This is a genomic window from Rugamonas brunnea, assembly GCF_014042345.1.
Classification (GTDB): Bacteria; Pseudomonadota; Gammaproteobacteria; order Burkholderiales; family Burkholderiaceae_D; genus Rugamonas; species Rugamonas brunnea.
On the sequence record NZ_JACEZT010000012.1, the window covers coordinates 42,495 to 59,729 of the forward strand.

At 67.8% G+C, this 17,235-nt stretch carries 11 protein-coding genes; 8 read left to right on the forward strand and 3 right to left on the reverse strand.

Annotated elements, in window-relative coordinates; all coding sequences use genetic code 11:
* Nucleotides 1-13 precede the first annotated feature (13 nt).
* On the forward strand, nucleotides 14-1,324 hold the full coding sequence (locus H3H37_RS17715; protein WP_182164911.1) for an ABC transporter ATP-binding protein: 1,311 nt from the start codon (nucleotides 14-16) through the stop codon (nucleotides 1,322-1,324).
* A 94-nt stretch (nucleotides 1,325-1,418) separates the two neighbouring features.
* On the opposite strand, the gene hemL is transcribed toward H3H37_RS17715, so the two are convergent.
* Nucleotides 1,419-2,708, reverse strand: a complete 1,290-nt coding sequence (gene hemL / locus H3H37_RS17720) for a glutamate-1-semialdehyde 2,1-aminomutase (RefSeq protein ID WP_182164913.1) — start codon at nucleotides 2,706-2,708, stop codon at nucleotides 1,419-1,421.
* A gap of 7 nt (nucleotides 2,709-2,715) precedes the next feature.
* On the reverse strand, nucleotides 2,716-3,573 hold the full coding sequence (gene thiD, locus H3H37_RS17725) for a bifunctional hydroxymethylpyrimidine kinase/phosphomethylpyrimidine kinase (protein ID WP_182164915.1): 858 nt from the start codon (nucleotides 3,571-3,573) through the stop codon (nucleotides 2,716-2,718).
* A 96-nt stretch (nucleotides 3,574-3,669) separates the two neighbouring features.
* Here thiD and H3H37_RS17730 point away from each other — a divergent pair, with 96 nt between their 5' ends.
* The 6 genes from H3H37_RS17730 (at nucleotide 3,670) to H3H37_RS17755 (ending at nucleotide 13,981) form a co-directional block, all read left to right on the forward strand.
* Nucleotides 3,670-3,822: a rubredoxin gene (locus H3H37_RS17730; protein WP_182165123.1), complete on the forward strand. Its 153-nt coding sequence runs from the start codon at nucleotides 3,670-3,672 to the stop codon at nucleotides 3,820-3,822.
* 103 nt (nucleotides 3,823-3,925) lie between these two features.
* A complete protein-coding gene (locus tag H3H37_RS17735) occupies nucleotides 3,926-4,336 on the forward strand; it encodes a response regulator (RefSeq protein WP_182164917.1) in 411 nt (136 codons plus the stop codon).
* A gap of 18 nt (nucleotides 4,337-4,354) precedes the next feature.
* The gene (locus H3H37_RS17740; RefSeq protein ID WP_182164919.1) at nucleotides 4,355-4,720 is read left to right on the forward strand and encodes a response regulator transcription factor; all 366 of its coding nucleotides are present in this window, start codon (nucleotides 4,355-4,357) and stop codon (nucleotides 4,718-4,720) included.
* 1 nt (nucleotide 4,721) lies between these two features.
* Nucleotides 4,722-5,279, forward strand: a complete 558-nt coding sequence (locus H3H37_RS17745) for a chemotaxis protein CheW (RefSeq protein ID WP_182164921.1) — start codon at nucleotides 4,722-4,724, stop codon at nucleotides 5,277-5,279.
* Nucleotides 5,280-5,344: 65 nt separating this feature from the next.
* Nucleotides 5,345-7,672, forward strand: a complete 2,328-nt coding sequence (locus tag H3H37_RS17750; RefSeq protein WP_182164922.1) for a methyl-accepting chemotaxis protein — start codon at nucleotides 5,345-5,347, stop codon at nucleotides 7,670-7,672.
* Nucleotides 7,673-7,705: 33 nt separating this feature from the next.
* Nucleotides 7,706-13,981 (forward strand): Hpt domain-containing protein, encoded by a 6,276-nt coding sequence (locus H3H37_RS17755; protein ID WP_375540013.1) that lies wholly within the window; start codon nucleotides 7,706-7,708, stop codon nucleotides 13,979-13,981.
* 60 nt (nucleotides 13,982-14,041) lie between these two features.
* Here H3H37_RS17755 and H3H37_RS17760 read toward each other — a convergent pair whose 3' ends face one another.
* Nucleotides 14,042-15,493, reverse strand: coding sequence for a cryptochrome/photolyase family protein (locus tag H3H37_RS17760; protein ID WP_375540014.1), 1,452 nt, complete (start codon nucleotides 15,491-15,493; stop codon nucleotides 14,042-14,044).
* A 239-nt stretch (nucleotides 15,494-15,732) separates the two neighbouring features.
* Between H3H37_RS17760 and H3H37_RS17765 the strand changes: the two genes are divergently transcribed.
* The gene (locus tag H3H37_RS17765) at nucleotides 15,733-17,232 is read left to right on the forward strand and encodes an aromatic/alkene/methane monooxygenase hydroxylase/oxygenase subunit alpha (RefSeq protein ID WP_182164926.1); all 1,500 of its coding nucleotides are present in this window, start codon (nucleotides 15,733-15,735) and stop codon (nucleotides 17,230-17,232) included.
* The last annotated feature ends 3 nt before the right edge of the window (nucleotides 17,233-17,235 follow it).

The window sequence follows — 17,235 nt, forward strand, 5'->3', positions numbered from 1 at the left end:
AAAGACTGACACTATGAGCACCCCCATCGTCGAACTGAAAGCGGTCGGCAAGCATTTCCGCGCCGCCGACGGCTCCGCCCGCGCCGTGCTCGAAGGCGTGGACTTTACCCTCAACGAAGGCGAGATCGTGGCGCTGCTCGGCCAGTCCGGCTCCGGCAAGTCCACCATGCTGCGCATCATGGCCGGTCTGATCCAGGCCGACGCGGGCCAGGTGCTGTACCGCGGCATGCCGCTGTACGGCACGGCGCGCGGCATCCGCATGGTGTTCCAGTCGTTCGCGCTGTTCCCGTGGCTGACGGTGCAAAAGAACGTGGAACTGGGCCTGGAGGCGCAGGGCATGGCGGCCGACGAGCGCGCGCGCCGGGCCGAGAAGGTGATCGACCTGATCGGCCTGTCCGGCTTCGAGGGCGCGCTGCCGCGCGAGCTGTCGGGCGGCATGCGCCAGCGTGTGGGCATCGCGCGCGCGCTGGTGATGGAGCCGGAAGTGCTGCTGATGGACGAAGCGTTTTCCGCGCTCGACGTGCTGACGGGCGAGCGGCTGCGCGAGGAAATCCTGGAACTGTGGCAGTCGGGCCGCATCCCGACCAAGGCCATCCTGGTGGTATCGCACAACATCGAGGAAGCCGTAATGATGGCCGACCGGGTGCTGATCTTCGCCAGCGATCCGGGCCGGGTGCGGGCCGAGCTGCCGATTTCGCTGCCGCAGCCGCGCAAGGCGGCCGGGCCGGAAGTGCGGGCCCTGATCGACAAGGTGTATGAACTGATGACGGCCGGCGCCGCCCGTCCGGGCCTGATCAGCGAGAAGGAAGTCAAGCTGGCGCTGGGCGACCGCCTGCCGCAGGCCGACATCTCGCACATGGAGGCGATCCTGGAACTGCTGGCCGAGGAACCGTTCTCGGGCCGCGCCGACCTGCCACAGCTGGCGGAAGAAACGGAGCTGACCGACGACGAGCTGCTGCAAGTGCTGAACGCCCTGATCCTGTTGGGCTTCGCCTACCTGACCAGCGGCGACATCCTGCTCACACAACTGGGCAGCGCCTACGTGGCGGCCGACAACACGGCGCGCCAGGAGATCTTCGGCAAGCAGTTGCTGGAGCACGTGCCGCTGGTGGCCTACATCTGCCACGGCCTGTCGCAGGACAAGTCGGGCGACTTGCCGGAAGACCTGTTCCTCAAGCTGCTGCGCTTCACCCTGAGCGAAGACGAGGCCGAGCGCGCGCTGCGCGTGGCCATCGAGTGGGGCCGTTACGGCGACCTGTTCGAGTACAACTTCAACACCGGCGTGATCCAGTTGCCGAAGGACGAGGCGCCGGCGGCCGATTAAACACAAAACCGGGGTCAGGTCATACCATCACGCAACATGCCTGCATGTTGCGTGATGGTATGACCTGACCCCGGTTTTTGCCGGGGCTCCGGCCTCAGGCGGCCAGCTTGGCGAACACGCGGCGCGCGGCGGCGATGGTCTCGTCGATCACGGCGTCGCTGTGCTGGGCCGATACGAAGCCCGCTTCGAACGCGGCCGGCGCGAAGTACACGCCTTCGTCCAGCATGGCGTGGAAGAACACGTTGAAGCGCTCGCGGTCGCCCGCCATCATTTCGGCGTAGTTGCGCGGCGGCGTGGCGCTGAAGTACAGGCCGAACATGCCGCCGATGGCGTCGGCGCAGAAGGTGACGCCGGCCTCGCGCGCCGCTGCCGTCAGGCCGTCGGCCAGGCGCTTGGCGGCCGCGCTCAACTGCTCGTAGAAGCCCGGCTGCTGGATCAGCTTGAGCGTGGTCATGCCGGCCGCCACGGCCACCGGGTTGCCCGACAGCGTGCCGGCCTGGTAGACGGCGCCCAGCGGGGCCATCTTGCTCATCAGTGCCGCGCTGCCGCCGAAGGCCGCCACCGGCAGGCCGCCGCCGATCACCTTGCCCAGCGCCGTCAGGTCGGGCTTGATGCCGTACACGTGCTGGGCGCCGCCCAGGGCCACGCGGAAGCCGCACATCACTTCGTCGAAGATCAGGATCGCGCCATGCTTGGTGCACAGCGCGCGCATGGCTTGCAGGAAGGCGGGGCTGGCCTGGATCAGGTTCATGTTGCCGGCCACCGGCTCGACGATCACGCACGCGATCTGGTCGCCCATTTCCGCGAACGCGTTCTCCAGTTGTTCGACGTTGTTATAGTCGAGCACCAGCGTGTGCTTGACGAAGTCCTCCGGCACACCGGCCGAGGTGGGGTTGCCGAAGGTGAGCAGGCCGCTGCCGGCCTTCACCAGCAGCGAGTCGGCGTGGCCGTGGTAGCAGCCTTCGAATTTGACGATCTTGTCGCGGCCCGTGGCGCCGCGCGCCAGGCGCAGCGCGCTCATGGTCGCTTCGGTGCCGGACGATACCAGCCGCACCTGTTCGATCGAGGGCACCAGCTTGCAGATTTCCTCGGCCATGTCGATTTCCGCTTCGGTCGGCGCGCCGAACGACAGGCCGCGCGCAGCCGCCTGTTGCACGGCCTGCACCACCTCCGGGTGGGCGTGGCCGACGATGGCCGGGCCCCAGGAGCCGATGTAGTCGATGTAGCGCTTGTCGTCGGCGTCCCAGAAGTAGGGGCCTTCGGCGCGCGTGATGAAGCGCGGCGTGCCGCCCACCGAGCGGAATGCGCGCACCGGCGAGTTGACGCCGCCGGGCGTGGTTTTCTGGGCGCGGGCAAACAGCTTGTCGTTGTTCGAGATGGTCATGGCTCTATCAGTCCAGGGTGAGGTTGGGGCCGGGCGCGGAAGGGGCCGCGCTCAGGCCGAAGAATCGGTTCGGTATCAGCTTGCCCATGCCGTAGCGCTGGGCGTGCGCCAGCGCCGCCTGCGTGTAGCGCTGCGCCAGTTGCACGGCCTGCGCCGCGTCCGCGCCGCGCGCCATGTGGGCCGCGATGGCGGCCGACAGCGTGCTGCCGGCGCCGATGAAGGGGCCGGCCAGGTGCTGCCAGCTGTCGTGGCTGACGCGCCCGTCGGCGCCGTACAGGGTGTTGGCGTAGTGGCCGTCGGCCTGGCCTTCGGTGGCGGCGGTGCCCGTCACCAGCACGTACTCGCAGCCCAGGGCCAGCAGGTAGTCGATGTCGGCGGCCAGTGTGCCGTCCTCGCCGTCGCGCCAGGTCTCGGCCAGCCGGCCCAGCTCCACCTGCGACAGCATCAGCAGCGAGGCCTGCGGCACCAGCAGTTGGCGCAGCACGGTCAGCAGCTCGTCCTGGGCGTCGTCGCCCTGGGCCGGCAGGCGGGCGCTGAACGGGTCGAGGATCAGCGGCGCGTCCGGGTAGTCCGACAGGATCTCGGCGATGGCCGCCACCTGCTCGACGTTGGTCAGCGCGCCCACCTTGAAGGCGGCCATCGTCATGTCTTCGAGCAGCACGCGGGCTTGGTCGCAGACCCAGTCCGGGTCCACTTCCTGCACGTCTTCGATGCGGGCGCTGTCGCCGATCAGCAACGCGGTGGTGACGGGCAGGCCGGTGCAGGACAGCGCGGAAAAAGTGGCCAGGTCGGCCTGGACGCCCATGGCGCCCACCGGGTCGCAGGCGCCGAAGCTCAATATCAGGGGAGAAGTTTGGTTTTGCACGACGGGTGGATTAAGATACCTGATTCAACATTTTACTAGATTGAAGGATGAGAGAACGTGAGTAGCAATGAAACAACGCAGGAGTTCCAGACCTGGATGTGCCTCATTTGCGGTTGGGTTTATGATGAAGCGGCCGGATTGCCGGAAGAAGGCATCGCGCCCGGCACCCGCTGGGCCGACGTGCCGATGAACTGGACTTGCCCCGAATGCGGCGCCCGCAAGGACGATTTCGAGATGGTGGCGTTGTAGACTGCTTACTCTAATTGGCCGGCGGTGGCGCCGTGGCGCGCCGGCAGTGTGCCACAGCGCGCCGCTCTGTGTTATCGTGTAGCAACTTTTCAGCGAACCGACTATGACGACGCCGCAAGCTACCGCATTGACTATCATGGTGATCGACGACAGCAGCACGATACGCCGCTCCGCCGAGATCTTCCTGACCCAGGCCGGCTACCAGGTGGTGCTGGCCGAGGATGGCTTTGACGCGCTGGCCAAGATCAACGACCACCACCCGGCCCTGATTTTCTGCGACATCCTGATGCCGCGCCTGGACGGCTACCAGACCTGCGCGCTGATCAAGAAGAGCGCCAAATTCCACACCACGCCGGTGCTCATGCTGTCGTCCAAGGACGGCCTGTTCGACCGCGCGCGCGGCGCCATGGTCGGCTCGGCCGCCTATCTGACCAAACCATTTACCAAGGACAGCCTGCTGAGCGCCGTGCGCGAGCACACCGGCGGCGCGCCGGCTGTCCCATCGAACACCTAGCAAGCAGCAGGGGGAAGCATGGCCATACAACGCATTTTGATCGTCGACGACTCGCCCACCGAGCGTTACTACCTGACCGACATCCTGGTCAAGAACGGCTTTTCCGTCTCCACCGCCGACAACGGCGAGGACGCGCTGGCCCGGATCAAGGCCGACAAGCCGCAACTGATCCTGATGGATGTGGTGATGCCGGGCGCGAACGGCTTCCAGGTCACGCGCGCGATCGCGCGCGATCCCGAGCTGAAGGACGTGCCGGTCATCATCTGCTCCAGCAAGAACCAGGAGACCGACCGCATCTGGGGCATGCGCCAGGGCGCCAAGGCCTACCTGGTCAAGCCGGTGGACGCGGCCGAACTGCTGGCCCAGATCGCGGCGCTGGGCTGACATGGCGCGCCCGGGCCAGGAACAGGAAAGCCTTGAAGGCGGCGCCGAGCGGCGCAGCCGGCTGCGCCAGTACCAGGTGCAGCTGCTCGAACGCATGCAGGCGGCCAAGAGCGGCGTGGCCGCCGGCGGGCGCGAACTGGGCGTGCTGCTGGGCGGCCAGCGCTGCCTGCTGGACCTGACCCAGGTCAGCGAGATCGCGCCGCTGCAGCCGGTCACCCCGGTGCCGCTGGCCCAGCCCTGGTACCTGGGCCTGGCCAGCATCCGTGGCGGCCTGACGGGCATCATCGACCTGGCCTGCTTCCGTGGCCAGGGCGCCGTGGCCGCCGGCGGCGACAGCCGCATGGTCACCTTCGCGCCGGCGCTGGGCTTCAACTGCGCGCTGCTGGTGGAGCGTGTGCTGGGCTTGCGCAAGCTGGACGACATGACGCCGGCCGCGCCGCCGGACGGCGCACCACCCTGGTGCGGCCAGCAATTCCAGGACGGCGAGGGACAAGGCTGGACCCGCATCGACCTGGCCCAGCTGGTGCGCGACCCGCGCTTCCTGCAAGTCGGGTTGTAGCGGTAGCGGCAGCGGGCAGCACCATCACCACAGGCAGCACACTTCGGTCATCAGGAGACGGCGGTATGGGATTCAACATGGGTATCTTCGCGCGCAACAAGGCCACCGCAGGCAAGGACCAGGCGCCCAACTCGGAATTTGCCGACGCCGGCGATTCGCAGTTCCTTGGCGTGGGCGGCAGCCCCGCGCCGGAGCCCGACGCGGGCGCGCCGCTGCGCCTGCGCGACGCGCTGCGTCGCCGCGGCGCGGGCGCTGCGACCGGTACTGGCGCCGCTGCGGCGCCGGCCGACGCCGTCCGCACCTTCAAGCTGCCCTTGATCGGCCATTTGCCGCCGCAGCGCCAGCTCAGCATCCTGACCACCACGCTGGCCGTCAGCCTGGCCGTCAGTGTGCTGTTCGTGACACTCAACACCATCAACAGCGCCAGCCGCTCCACCCGCACCCAGGTGGCCAGCGACGCGCTGATGCACTCGCAGCGTATCGGCAAAGCCGCGCCCAATGCCGTGCAGGGCAGCGCCGAGGCGTTCCGCCAGCTGGACCAGAGCCGCAACGAGCTCAATCGCGATTTCACGCTGATGCTGGACGGCGGCAACTACCAGGGGCGCGACATCGGCGCCACCCGTTCCGGCCTGGCGCCGCTGGTGGCGGCCGCGCGCAAGCAGTGGGCCGCGTCGGACAAGGCGGCCGCCACCATCCTGCAGATGAAGGCTGACCTGAACGGCGTGGACCAGACCCTGCACACCATCAACGCCATGGCGCCGGAACTGCTGGCCAAGGCCGAGGAGATTTCCAGCTTCAAGGTGCAGCACGGCGGCAGTGCCAGGGAGCTGGCCGCCATCGGCAAGCTGACCATGCTGAGCCAGCGCATGAGCCGTGGCGTCAGTGAGTTCATGACGGCCGGCGGCATCAGCTCGGAGACGGCGTTCCAGCTGGGGCGCGACAGCACCGTGTTCCGCAACACGCTGGATAGCTTCCTGAACGGCAGCGCCGCGCTGGGCCTGCCGGCCGCGCGCGAACCGGAATTGCGCGACCAGCTGACCGCCCTGCAAACCCAGTTCAATCAGTTCCAGAAGCTGGTCAGCTCCATCCTGGACCGGCTCGACAAGTTCACGGCCGCCAAGAGCGCCGAACAGCTGATTTTCAACGACAACGAAGGCCTGCGCCAGCGCCTGATCGTGCTGCAGCAAGCCTACCGTGGCGACCAGGACGCGCTGGACCTGACGTTCTGGTTGATGGTGGCCGGCGGCGTGTTCACGCTGGTGGCGGCGGCCGCCATCGGCCGCGTGCTGCTGCAGGATTCCTATAACCGCACCCGTGGCGCCGACCGCCGGCGCCAGGAGGCGGAAGCCATGCGCCAGCAGGCGCAGCGCAAGGAGGAAGAGGCCAAGGCCATGAACGACCAGAACCAGGCCGCCATTTTGCGCCTGATGAACGAGCTGCAGGAAGTGGCGGACGGCGACCTGACGGTGCAGGCCACCGTGTCGGAAGACATCACGGGCGCCATCGCGGACTCCGTCAACTACACGGTGGAGGAGCTGCGCGGGCTGGTGGGGCGCGTCACCACCACCGCCGAACAGGTCACGCGCGCTTCCACCCACGCCCAGACCATTTCCAGCGACCTGCTGCTGGCATCGCAGCAGCAGTCGCGCGAGATCCAGGACGCCAGCGCCACCGTCGTGAAGATGGCGCACGAGATCACCGACGTGTCCCGTTCGGCCAGCGAATCGGCCGACGTGGCGCGCCAGTCGGTGGCGGCGGCCCGCCAGGGTTCGACGGCCGTGGAAAACGCCATCAAGGGGATGCACGAGATCCGCGAGCAGATCCAGGAAACGTCCAAGCGCATCAAGCGGCTGGGCGAATCGTCGCAGGAGATCGGCGAGATCACGGAGCTGATCTCGGACATCACGGAGCAGACCAACGTGCTGGCGCTGAACGCGGCCATCCAGGCCGCGTCGGCCGGCGAGGCCGGGCGCGGCTTCTCAGTGGTGGCCGAGGAGGTGCAGCGGCTGGCCGAACGCTCGGCCGAAGCGGCCAAGCAGATCGGCGCGCTGGTGCGCACCATTCAGACCGACACCCACGACGCCGTGGCGGCAATGGAGAAGTCGACCCAGGGCGTGGTGGAGGGCGCGCGCCTGTCCGACGCGGCCGGCGCCGCGCTGAACGACATCTCGCAGGTGTCGAACCGGCTGGCTGAACTGATTTCCGAGATTTCCCAGGCCACCGGCCAGCAGGCCACGTCGGCCGCCGGCGTGGCGCAGAACATCCAGCACATCCTGGCCGTGACGGAACAGACCCAGGACGGCACCCAGCAGACGGCGCAATCGATTCACAAGCTGTCGGTGCTGGCGCAGGAACTGAAAAATTCGGTGTCGCGCTTCCGCATCTCCCACTGACGCCAGCGCGCACCCCAGAAAGGCCTATGCAATATGAGCATGACTGATTTTCCGCACCCGGCGACCGCGCAACTGGATACCGGCCCCCTGTCCTGGGTCATGGTGGAAATCCGCGAGGCGCTGGCCCGTTCCCGCACCGCCCTGTTCGAGGCCGGCGGACGCGAGGCGGAAGACCAGGCGATCCAGCTGCAGCACGCCAAATCCCACCTGCACCAGGCGCACGGCGCGCTGCAGATGGTGGACGTGGACGGTGTGGCGCGCCTGACGGCGCTGGCCGAGGTGGTGCTGGAGCGCTTCAAGGACGGCAGCCTCAAATGCAGCGCCGACCACGTGGAGGCGGTGGCGCGGCTGTACCAGGCGCTGGTGGAATACTTGGAGGAGTTGCTGGAAGGGGCGCCGTCGCAGCCGCTGCGGCTGTATCCGTACTACCGCGACCTGCTGCGCATGGTGGGCGCCGAGCGCATCCATCCGGCCGATTTGTTCTTCCCCGATCTGTCGCACCAGCCGGCCATGCCGCTGGCGGCCAGCGTGCCGCCGGCCGACTATCCGGCCTGGCGCCAGCGCTACGAGAAGGCGCTGCTGGCCTACATGAAAAGCGCCGACCCGGCGGCCCAGCGCGAGCACGCGGCCGCCCTGCGCGACACGGTGGCGCTGGTGGCCGATGCCCAGCACGATGCGCGGGCGCGCGCGTTCTGGCTGGCCATGCAAAGTTTCGCGGAGCTGGTAGCCGATGGCCTGCTGGCCGGCGGCGTGCCGGTCAAGCAGTTGTTCGGCCTGATCAACCAGCAGATCCGGCGCCTGAGCCAGGGCGAGGCGGCGCAGCCGGAAGCGATGCTGCGCGACGCGCTGTTCTTCATCGCCGCGCAGGACGCGGCGACCGCGCCGCCGCTGGCGCTTCGCCTGCGCCGCATCTTCATGCTCGACGGCCTGGTGCCGCCCGATTACGAAACGCCGCGCTACGGCCAGATCGACGCGGCCGCGCTGGAGCGGGCCAAGACCGCCATGGCGCAAGCCAAGGGGTGCTGGGACCGGCTGGCCAGCGCGGAACTCGATCCGGCGCTGGACGCCGCGTTCGCGCGCGCGCTGACGCAGGCGGCCGGCGAGTGCCAGGCCCTGAACCTGCCCGCGCTCGGGGTGCTGCTGCGCCAGTTGGCCGACGTGGCCGCCAAGGCCGTCACGGCCGGGCGCAGCGAAGAACTGGCGCTGGAGATGACCACGGCGCTGCTGTTCGCTGAACACGGCTTGCAACAGATCCGCCACCTGACGGGTGACTTCGCGGCCCACGCCGACACCATCGCGGCGCGCCTGCAGGCGCTGGTGGCGGGCCAGGTACCGCCCGCGCCGGCCCAGTGGCAGGACGGCCTGGCGCGCCAGATGCAGCAGGACGACACCGTGGTGGCGCTGGCGATGGAAATGAAGACCGGCCTGCGCCAGGTGGAAAAGGTGCTCGACGATTACTACGTCGACCCATCGAAGCGTGCCACGCTCAAGGAACTGGTGGGGGTGATGCACCAGTTGCACGGCGCCCTGTCCATCCTCGACCAGGACGATGCGATGGAGGCGGCCGGCCACGTGCAGCACGCGATCGCCGCGCTGGCCGAGGGCACGGGCGATCCGGCCCAGGAACCGAAGGCGCTGGACGACATCGCGCAGAACGTGGGCGCGCTGGGCTTCTTCGTCGACATGCTGGCCCAGAATCCGGCCGGCGCGCGCGAACGTTTCACATTCGACGCCGAGCATGGCGCCTTCCGCGCCGTCCCGTTCCGCAAGATGGCGGCGGCCGAATCGATTCCCGTGCTTGACGAGGAGATGCCACCCCCGGCTCCACCGCCGTTGCCGGTGGCCGAGGCGCCGCCGCCGAGCGAGGCTGCGGTGGAAGCGGAACTGCTGGAGATTTTCATCGCCGAAGCGCAGGAAGTGCTGCAGTTCGTGGGCACCACGCTGGCGCTGCCGCGCGCCGACGCGGGCACGCTGGACAACCTGACCATGCTGCGGCGCTGCTTCCACACGCTCAAGGGCAGTGGCCGCATGGTGGGGCTGAATCGCTTCGCCGACGCGGCGCACAGCATCGAGAAGGTGATGAATGTCTGGCTGGCGGAGTTGCGCCCGGCCAGCGAATCCTTGTTTGCCCTGCTGGAGCGTGCCGCGCGCGAACTGGGTGCGTGGGTCGACCAGTTGGCCGGCGGCGCCATGCCAGCCGGTGGTGGCGAAGCTTTGATCGCTGCGGCCGACCGCTTGCGCGAGGGCGGCGAGTCCGAGCCGGAACCGGAGCCAGTGCAGGCCCCTGTCGCGCGCGCGGACGACTCGATGGAGGCGCTGGAATTTGCGTCCGTCGCGGAAGCTGCCGGTCTGGCAGAGGAGATCGAGGCGGCGGATCTGGCCGACGATACGGCTGCGATGGCCCCCGTGACTACCAGCACCCCGTCGCCAGCGCATGACGAGGCAGCGCATGACGAAGCAGCGCATGCAGATGCGGTGCGTGGGGCCCATGCGGCTGAAACGGCAAAGCCGGCAGAAGGAACAGAAGCAGCAGGGGCAGCAGAAGCAGAAGCAGAGGCGGCGGAAGCGGCAAAAGCGGCAGAAGCTGCGGAAGCCGCGGCAGCGCAAGCGGCTGACGCGGCGGCCGAAGCGGCCATCAAAGCCGCAGCCTTGGCCGAGGCGGAAGCCCATGAGGCGGCGGCTGCGACGGCGGCCGCAGCGGAGGAGGAAGCGAAGCGGGCCAGCGAGGCCGCTGCCGCGCCACGCCGTCCGTCCGTCTCCGGCAATGTAATCGAATTCCCCACCATCGCCGCGCCGCTGGTGCCGCCGGACGACAACATCAAGCATATCGGCGGGCTCGATATCCCGCTGCCGCTGTACAACATCTACCTGGCCGAGACGGACGAGTTGGTGCGCTTGCTGGCGCGCGACTTCGGCGAGTGGCGCCACGAGCCGCGCCGCCCCGTCTCGCCGGACGCGCTGCACGCGGCGCACACGCTGACGGGCACCTCGGGCACGGTGGGCTTCACCGTCCTGCGCGAGCTGGCCCATGCGCTGGAAATGACGCTGCAATCGCTGCAACCGCCGGCTGCCCACCTGGATCAGGTGCAGCACGACCTGCTGGACTTCACGATCGAACGCATCCGCCAGATGCTGCAAAGCTTCGCGCAAGGCGACATGCCGCCCGCACAGCCGGAACTGATCGCGGCGCTGCATGATTTGCGCGAAGTGCTGGCCGCCACGCCGCCTGCCGCCAGTGACGCCATCGAGGCCCGGTTGGACACGCTGCTGGCCGAAACGCTGGATAACATCGCCGTCACGGCGCCGGCCAGGGCCGGTGGTCCAGGCCATACGGCCGAGCCGACGCACGAAGCGGGACAAGCAGCGGAGCCGGAAGCCGGGCAGGCACCAGGGACGAAGCCCGCGCAGGAACCGCCGCTGGACCAGTTGTTCCGCGACGCCTACGATGGCCTGAGCGGCACCATACCCGAAGTGGCCGAGGCGTCCCCGCCCAAGCGCAAGAAGTATGAGGCGCAAGCCGACGACATCGACGACATGTTCAACGCCGCCTTCGACGACACGTTTGCCGAACCGCCGCTGACGCAGATGGCGCCGCCCCAACTGGGCGAGCCGGAGCCGGAACCATCGCCCACCGCGTCGGCCATGCCGCGCGAGGACGAACTGGCGCTGGCGCCCGAAGCGCTGGCTGCTGTCGCTGCCGAGGCGGAAGCGGCTGAATTGGCGATGGAGGCACAGGCCGAAGCGCAAGCGGAATTGCTGTCGTCCGCACCACCGGATGCGCCGGCGCATGAAGCAGCGCACGAAGCCGCCCAGGAAGCAGTACACGAAGCAGAGCAGGAAGCAGAGCAGGAAGCAGAGCAGGGAGCGCAGCGGGCCGAAGCGGCGCAGCCTGAACACGAACCTGAGCCGGAGTCGGAGGCGGACGTGATCGCGCTGGCGCCGGCCGAGCCGGAACTGCTGGCCGCCGCGCCGGCCGTGTTCCACGACGAGCTGGACCCCGATCTGCTGCCCGTGTTCCTGGAGGAGGGCGCCGATTTGCTGCCGCAAGTGGGTCAGTCGCTGCGCGCCTGGCAGCATGCGCCGGCCGATACCAGCCACGCCAAGAACCTGCTGCGCGTACTGCACACGGTGAAAGGCAGCGCGCGTATGGCCGGCGCCATGCGCCTGGGCCAGCACGCGCACGAGATCGAAACCCACATCGAAAACATGGTGCATGCCGGTTCGGCCTCACCCCATGCGTTCGAGGAACTGCTGGCGCACTACGACCACGCGCTGCTGCTGTTCGAGCAGTTGCAAAATCCGGCCGCGTGGCAGGAAGCAGCGGCCGTGGCGGCTGCGCCGGCCCCGGCCCAACCTAGCGCAGTGAACGAGACGGCCACGGCGCCGGCGGCGCCGACATCCGCAACGGGTGCTGCCTCATCGCAGGCGCCCGCCTTGCCCGCCGCAACTACCGCACCTGCCGCACCTGCCGCTGGCGCCGACGAGGAAGCGCAGGCCGCCAAGTCGCCGCTGGTGCGGGTGCGCGCCGACATCCTGGACCGGCTGGTCAACCAGGCGGGCGAAGTGTCGATCTCGCGCTCCAAGCTGGAGAACGAGGTGGCCACGCTGCGTTCCTCGCTGTTCGAGTTTTCGGAGAACCTCACCCGCCTGCGGCGCCAGTTGCGCGAGGTGGAGATGCAGGCCGAATCGCAGATCGCCTCGCGCATGTCGATCTCCAGCGAGCGCGAATTCGATCCGCTGGAATTTGACCGCTTCACGCGGCTGCAGGAACTGACGCGCATGATGGCCGAAAGCGTCAACGACGTGGCCTCGTTCCACGATACCCTGACCCGCAGCGTGGACAACGCCGGCGACGATCTGAGCCAGCAGGCACGCCAGACGCGCGACCTGCAGCGCGACCTGATGCGGGTGCGCATGGTGCCGTTTGCCAGCATTTCCGAGCGCCTGTTCCGGGTGGCGCGCCAGAGCGCCAAGGAAGTGGACAAGCGCGTCAACCTCGACATCCGGGGCGGCACGGTGGAGATCGACCGCAGCGTGCTGGAGCGCATGGCCGCGCCGTTCGAACATTTGCTGCGCAACGCCATCGCGCACGGCATCGAGCCGCGCACCGTCCGCGCGGAGGCGGGCAAGAACGAGACCGGCGAACTGCTGGTGCAGGTGACGCAGGAAGGCAATGAAGTCGTGATCGCCTTCTCCGACGACGGCGCCGGGCTGGATTTGGCGCGCATCCGCGCCAAGGCCCGCAGCAACGGCCTGCTGGGTGCGGACGAGGAGGTGAGCGACGCCCAGGCCATGGAACTGATCTTCGAGCCGGGCTTCTCCACGGCCGATGCGCTGACCGAACTGGCAGGGCGCGGCGTGGGCATGGACATCGTGCGTTCCGAAGCCCAGGCGCTGGGTGGCCGGGTCGACACGGTGAGCGAGCGTGGCAAAGGCGCCCGCTTCACGATTCGCCTGCCATTGACGCTGGCCGTGACCCAGGTGGTGCTGCTGGGCGCGGGCGGGCGGACCTACGCCATGCCGTCCATCCTGGTCGAGCAGGTCTTGCAGATGAAGGAAGGACCGCTGGCCGAAGCGTATCGCCATGGCCATGTGACGATGCTGGGCCAGCAGGCCGCGCTGCACTATCTGCCCGAATTACTGGGCGAAGCGGCGGGCCGTCCGGCCGTGCTGCGCTCCAGTCCCGTGATGCTGCTCAAGAACGGCAACGAACGGCTGGCCGTGCAGGTCGATGAAGTGCTGGGCAACCGCGAGGTGGTGATCAAGAACATCGGGCCGCAGTTGTCGCGCATGGCCGGCATTGCGGGCGCCACGGTGCTCGGTTCCGGTGAGATCGTGTTGATCCTCAACCCGGTGGCGCTGGCGCAGCATCTGGCGCACCAGCCGGAGGCGCGCGCGCGCCACGCCACGCCGGCCGCCGGCGCCGCCGTGGGACCGGCGCCGGGAAAAGTCATCATGGTGGTGGACGATTCGATGACGGTGCGCCGCGTGACCCAGCGCTTGCTGGAGCGTGAAGGCTACCACGTCATGCTGGCCAAGGATGGCGTGGACGCGCTGGAACAACTGCAAGGCCAGGTGCCGGACCTGATGCTGGTCGATATCGAGATGCCGCGCATGGACGGCTTCGACCTCACCCGCAACGTGCGCGGCGACGAGCGCACCCGCGCTGTCCCCATCATCATGATCACCTCGCGCAGCGCAGACAAGCATCGCAACTACGCCTTGCAACTGGGCGTGAACGCTTACTTCGGCAAACCGTTCCAGGAGCCGGTGCTGCTGGACGCCATCGCCGGCCTGTTGCAAGGCTGACGCGGCATTCGATCCAGGGGCAGACCCTCGCGCCAGGACGGGGAGTCTGCCCTTTTTGTTTCAGGCCGGTGTTTTCACGACGGCATAGCGCGCCAGCGTGCGTTCGCGCGCCGCGTCGTGGCGCACCAGCGGCGCCGGGTAGTCGCGCCCGAGCGTGATGCCTTTCTGCGCCAGCAGCATGGGCGGCAGCAGCCACGGGGCGTGGATCTCCTTGTCGGTGAGCGCATCGAGCTGCGGCAGGTAGCGCCGGATGAAGCGCCCGGCCGGATCGAATTTCTCCGATTGCGTGACCGGATTGAAGATGCGGAAGTAGGGCTGCGCATCGCAGCCGGACGAGGAAGCCCACTGCCAGCCGCCGTTGTTGGACGCCAGGTCGAAGTCGTTCAGGTGCAGCGCGAAGTAGGCTTCGCCGCGGCGCCAGTCTATGCCCAGGTCCTTGATCAGGAAGCAGGCCGTCACCATGCGCAGGCGGTTGTGCATGTAGCCGGTCTGGTTCAGCTGCGCCATGGCCGCGTCCACCAGCGGATAGCCGGTGCGTCCCGCGCACCAGGCCTCGAAGGCGGCATCGGCCTCCGCTCCCGTTTCCCACACGATGGCGTCATAGGCCGGCTTGAACGACCGCGTCGTCACATGCGGATGCTGGTACAGGATCATGGCGTAGAACTCGCGCCAGATCAGTTCCGCCAGCCACACGGCGGCGCCTTCGCCACCGGCGCCGCGCGCCATCAGCTCGCACACCGTGCGCACCAGGTGGCGGATCGACAGCGTGCCAAAGCGCAGGTGCAGCGACAAATACGACGGCCCCTTGATGGCCGGGAAATCGCGCGCCGCGCCGTAGTTGGCTAGCCGTGGCAGGAAGTCGTCGAACAGCCGCGCCGCCCCGCTCATGCCGGTGGGGATGGCCAGCGTGGCCAGGTTGCTGGGCGTGAAACCGAGCTCGGCCAGCGACGGCAAACGGGAGGCGCCCGGCGCCAGCCGCGCCGCCAGTGCCTCCACCGGGTAGGGCGCCAGTGCGCCCGGTTCCTCGCGCAGCCGCTTGAGCCAGGCGTTCTTGTACGGCGTGTAGACGGAGAACGGGGTGCCGGCCTGCGACAGCACTTCGTCGCGTTCGAAGATCACCTGGTCCTTGAAGCTGTGCAGGCGGCGTCCGGCGCGCGCCAGCGTGGCGGCCACGGTGGCGTCGCGGGCGATGGCCTGCGGCTCGTAATCGTGGTTGCAATAGACGTCGGCGGCGCCCAGTTCTGCCGCCAGTTGCGGAATCACCACGGCCGGGTCGCCACGCAGCGCCGTCAGGTGGCCGCCCAGTTGTTCCAGCCCGGCCGCCAGCTCGGCCACGCTGGCGTGGATGAAATCGACGCGGCGGTCACTGCGCGGCAGGGCGTCGAGGATGGTGGAGTCGTAGACAAAAACACAATGTACGGCGCCATGCGCGTGCAGTGCGTGGTGCAGGGCGGCGTGGTCAAAGCTGCGGAGATCGCGGCGGAACCAGACCAGGGCGGGAGTCGTCGGCATCGGCATGTAGGTGGCAAGGAGGCGGTGGAATTATAGCGCCACCCTTCGCGCCGCGAGGCCGGTGTAACAATCGCTGTCGTCCCCCCGTTTGCCCGCCGGTGTACCGCGCTAAACCAAAGTCCAATAGACCGTCCCGGCACGTGTCATCTACCCTTTCTCCATCAACATTCGTACGCGAACGCAACGTGAGCGACGGATGCGGACCGGGCCGCCGGCCCGCTATAACAAGGAGACAGAAGATGGCTGTATTGAATCGGATGGACTGGTACGACCTTGCCAGGACAACCAACTGGTCGCCCACCTACGTCACGGAGGAGGAGCTGTTCCCGCCGGAGTTGAGCGGAGATTTCGGCATCCCGATCGAGAAATGGGAAAGCTACGACGAGCCGTACAAGCAAACCTATTCGGAGTACGTGAAAGTCCAGCGCGAGAAGGACGCCGGCGCGTATTCGGTCAAGGCTGCGCTCGAGCGCAGCGAGATTTTCGAAAAGTCCGATCCGGGCTGGCTCTCCGTGATGAAGGCGCACTACGGCGCCATCGCGCGCGGCGAGTACGCGGCGGCCACCGCCGAGGCGCGCATGATGCGCTTCTCCAAGGCGCCGGGTATGCGCAACATGGCCACGCTCGGCTGCATGGACGAGATCCGCCACGGCCAGATCCAGCTCTACTTCCCGCACGAGCACGTGTGCAAGGACCGCCAGTTCGACTGGGCGTTCAAGGCCTACGACACCAACGAGTGGGGCATGATCGCTTCGCGCCATTTCTTCGACGACATCATGATGACGCGCGACGCGATCAGCGTCGGCATCATGCTGACCTTCGCCTTCGAAACTGGCTTCACCAACATGCAATTCCTCGGCCTGGCCGCCGATGCCGCCGAAGCCGGTGACCACACCTTCGCCAGCCTGATTTCGAGCATCCAGACCGACGAGTCGCGCCACGCGCAGATCGGCGGCCCGCTGCTGCAGATCCTGATCGAGAACGGCAAGAAGGCCGAGGCGCAAAAGCGCGTGGACGTGTCGTTCTGGCGCGCGTGGAAACTGTTCTCGGTGCTGACCGGCCCGATGATGGATTACTACACGCCGCTCGAACACCGCAAGCAATCGTTCAAGGAATTCATGCAGGAGTGGATCGTGTCGCAGTTCGAGCGCGCGATCACCGACCTCGGCCTCGAAAAGCCATGGTACTGGGACAAATTCCTGGCCGACCTCGACACCCAGCACCACGGCATGCACCTGGGCGTGTGGTACTGGCGCCCGACCGTGTGGTGGAACCCGGCGGCCGGCGTCACGCCGGCCGAGCGCGACTGGCTGGAGCAGAAGTATCCGGGCTGGAACGACAGCTGGGGCCAGTGCTGGGACGTGATCATCGACAACCTCGTCGATGGCGACATGGCCAAGACCTATCCCGAGACGCTGCCGATGATCTGCAACATGAGCAACCTGCCGATCAACTACACGCCGGGCAAGGCCTGGGACGTCCGCGACTATCCGCTCGAATACAAGGGCCGCCTGTACCACTTCAGTTCCGAAGTCGACCGCTGGTGCTTCGAGCAGGAGCCGGAGCGCTATGCCGGCCACATGAGCCTGGTTGACCGCTTCCTGGCCGGCCAGATACAGCCGATGGACCTGAACGGCGCGCTGGCCTACATGAGTCTGGCGCCGGGCGAGTGCGGCGACGATGCGCATGGCTATCAATGGGTGGAAATCTACAAGCAATTGCGCAAGAAGGCCGGCTAAGCC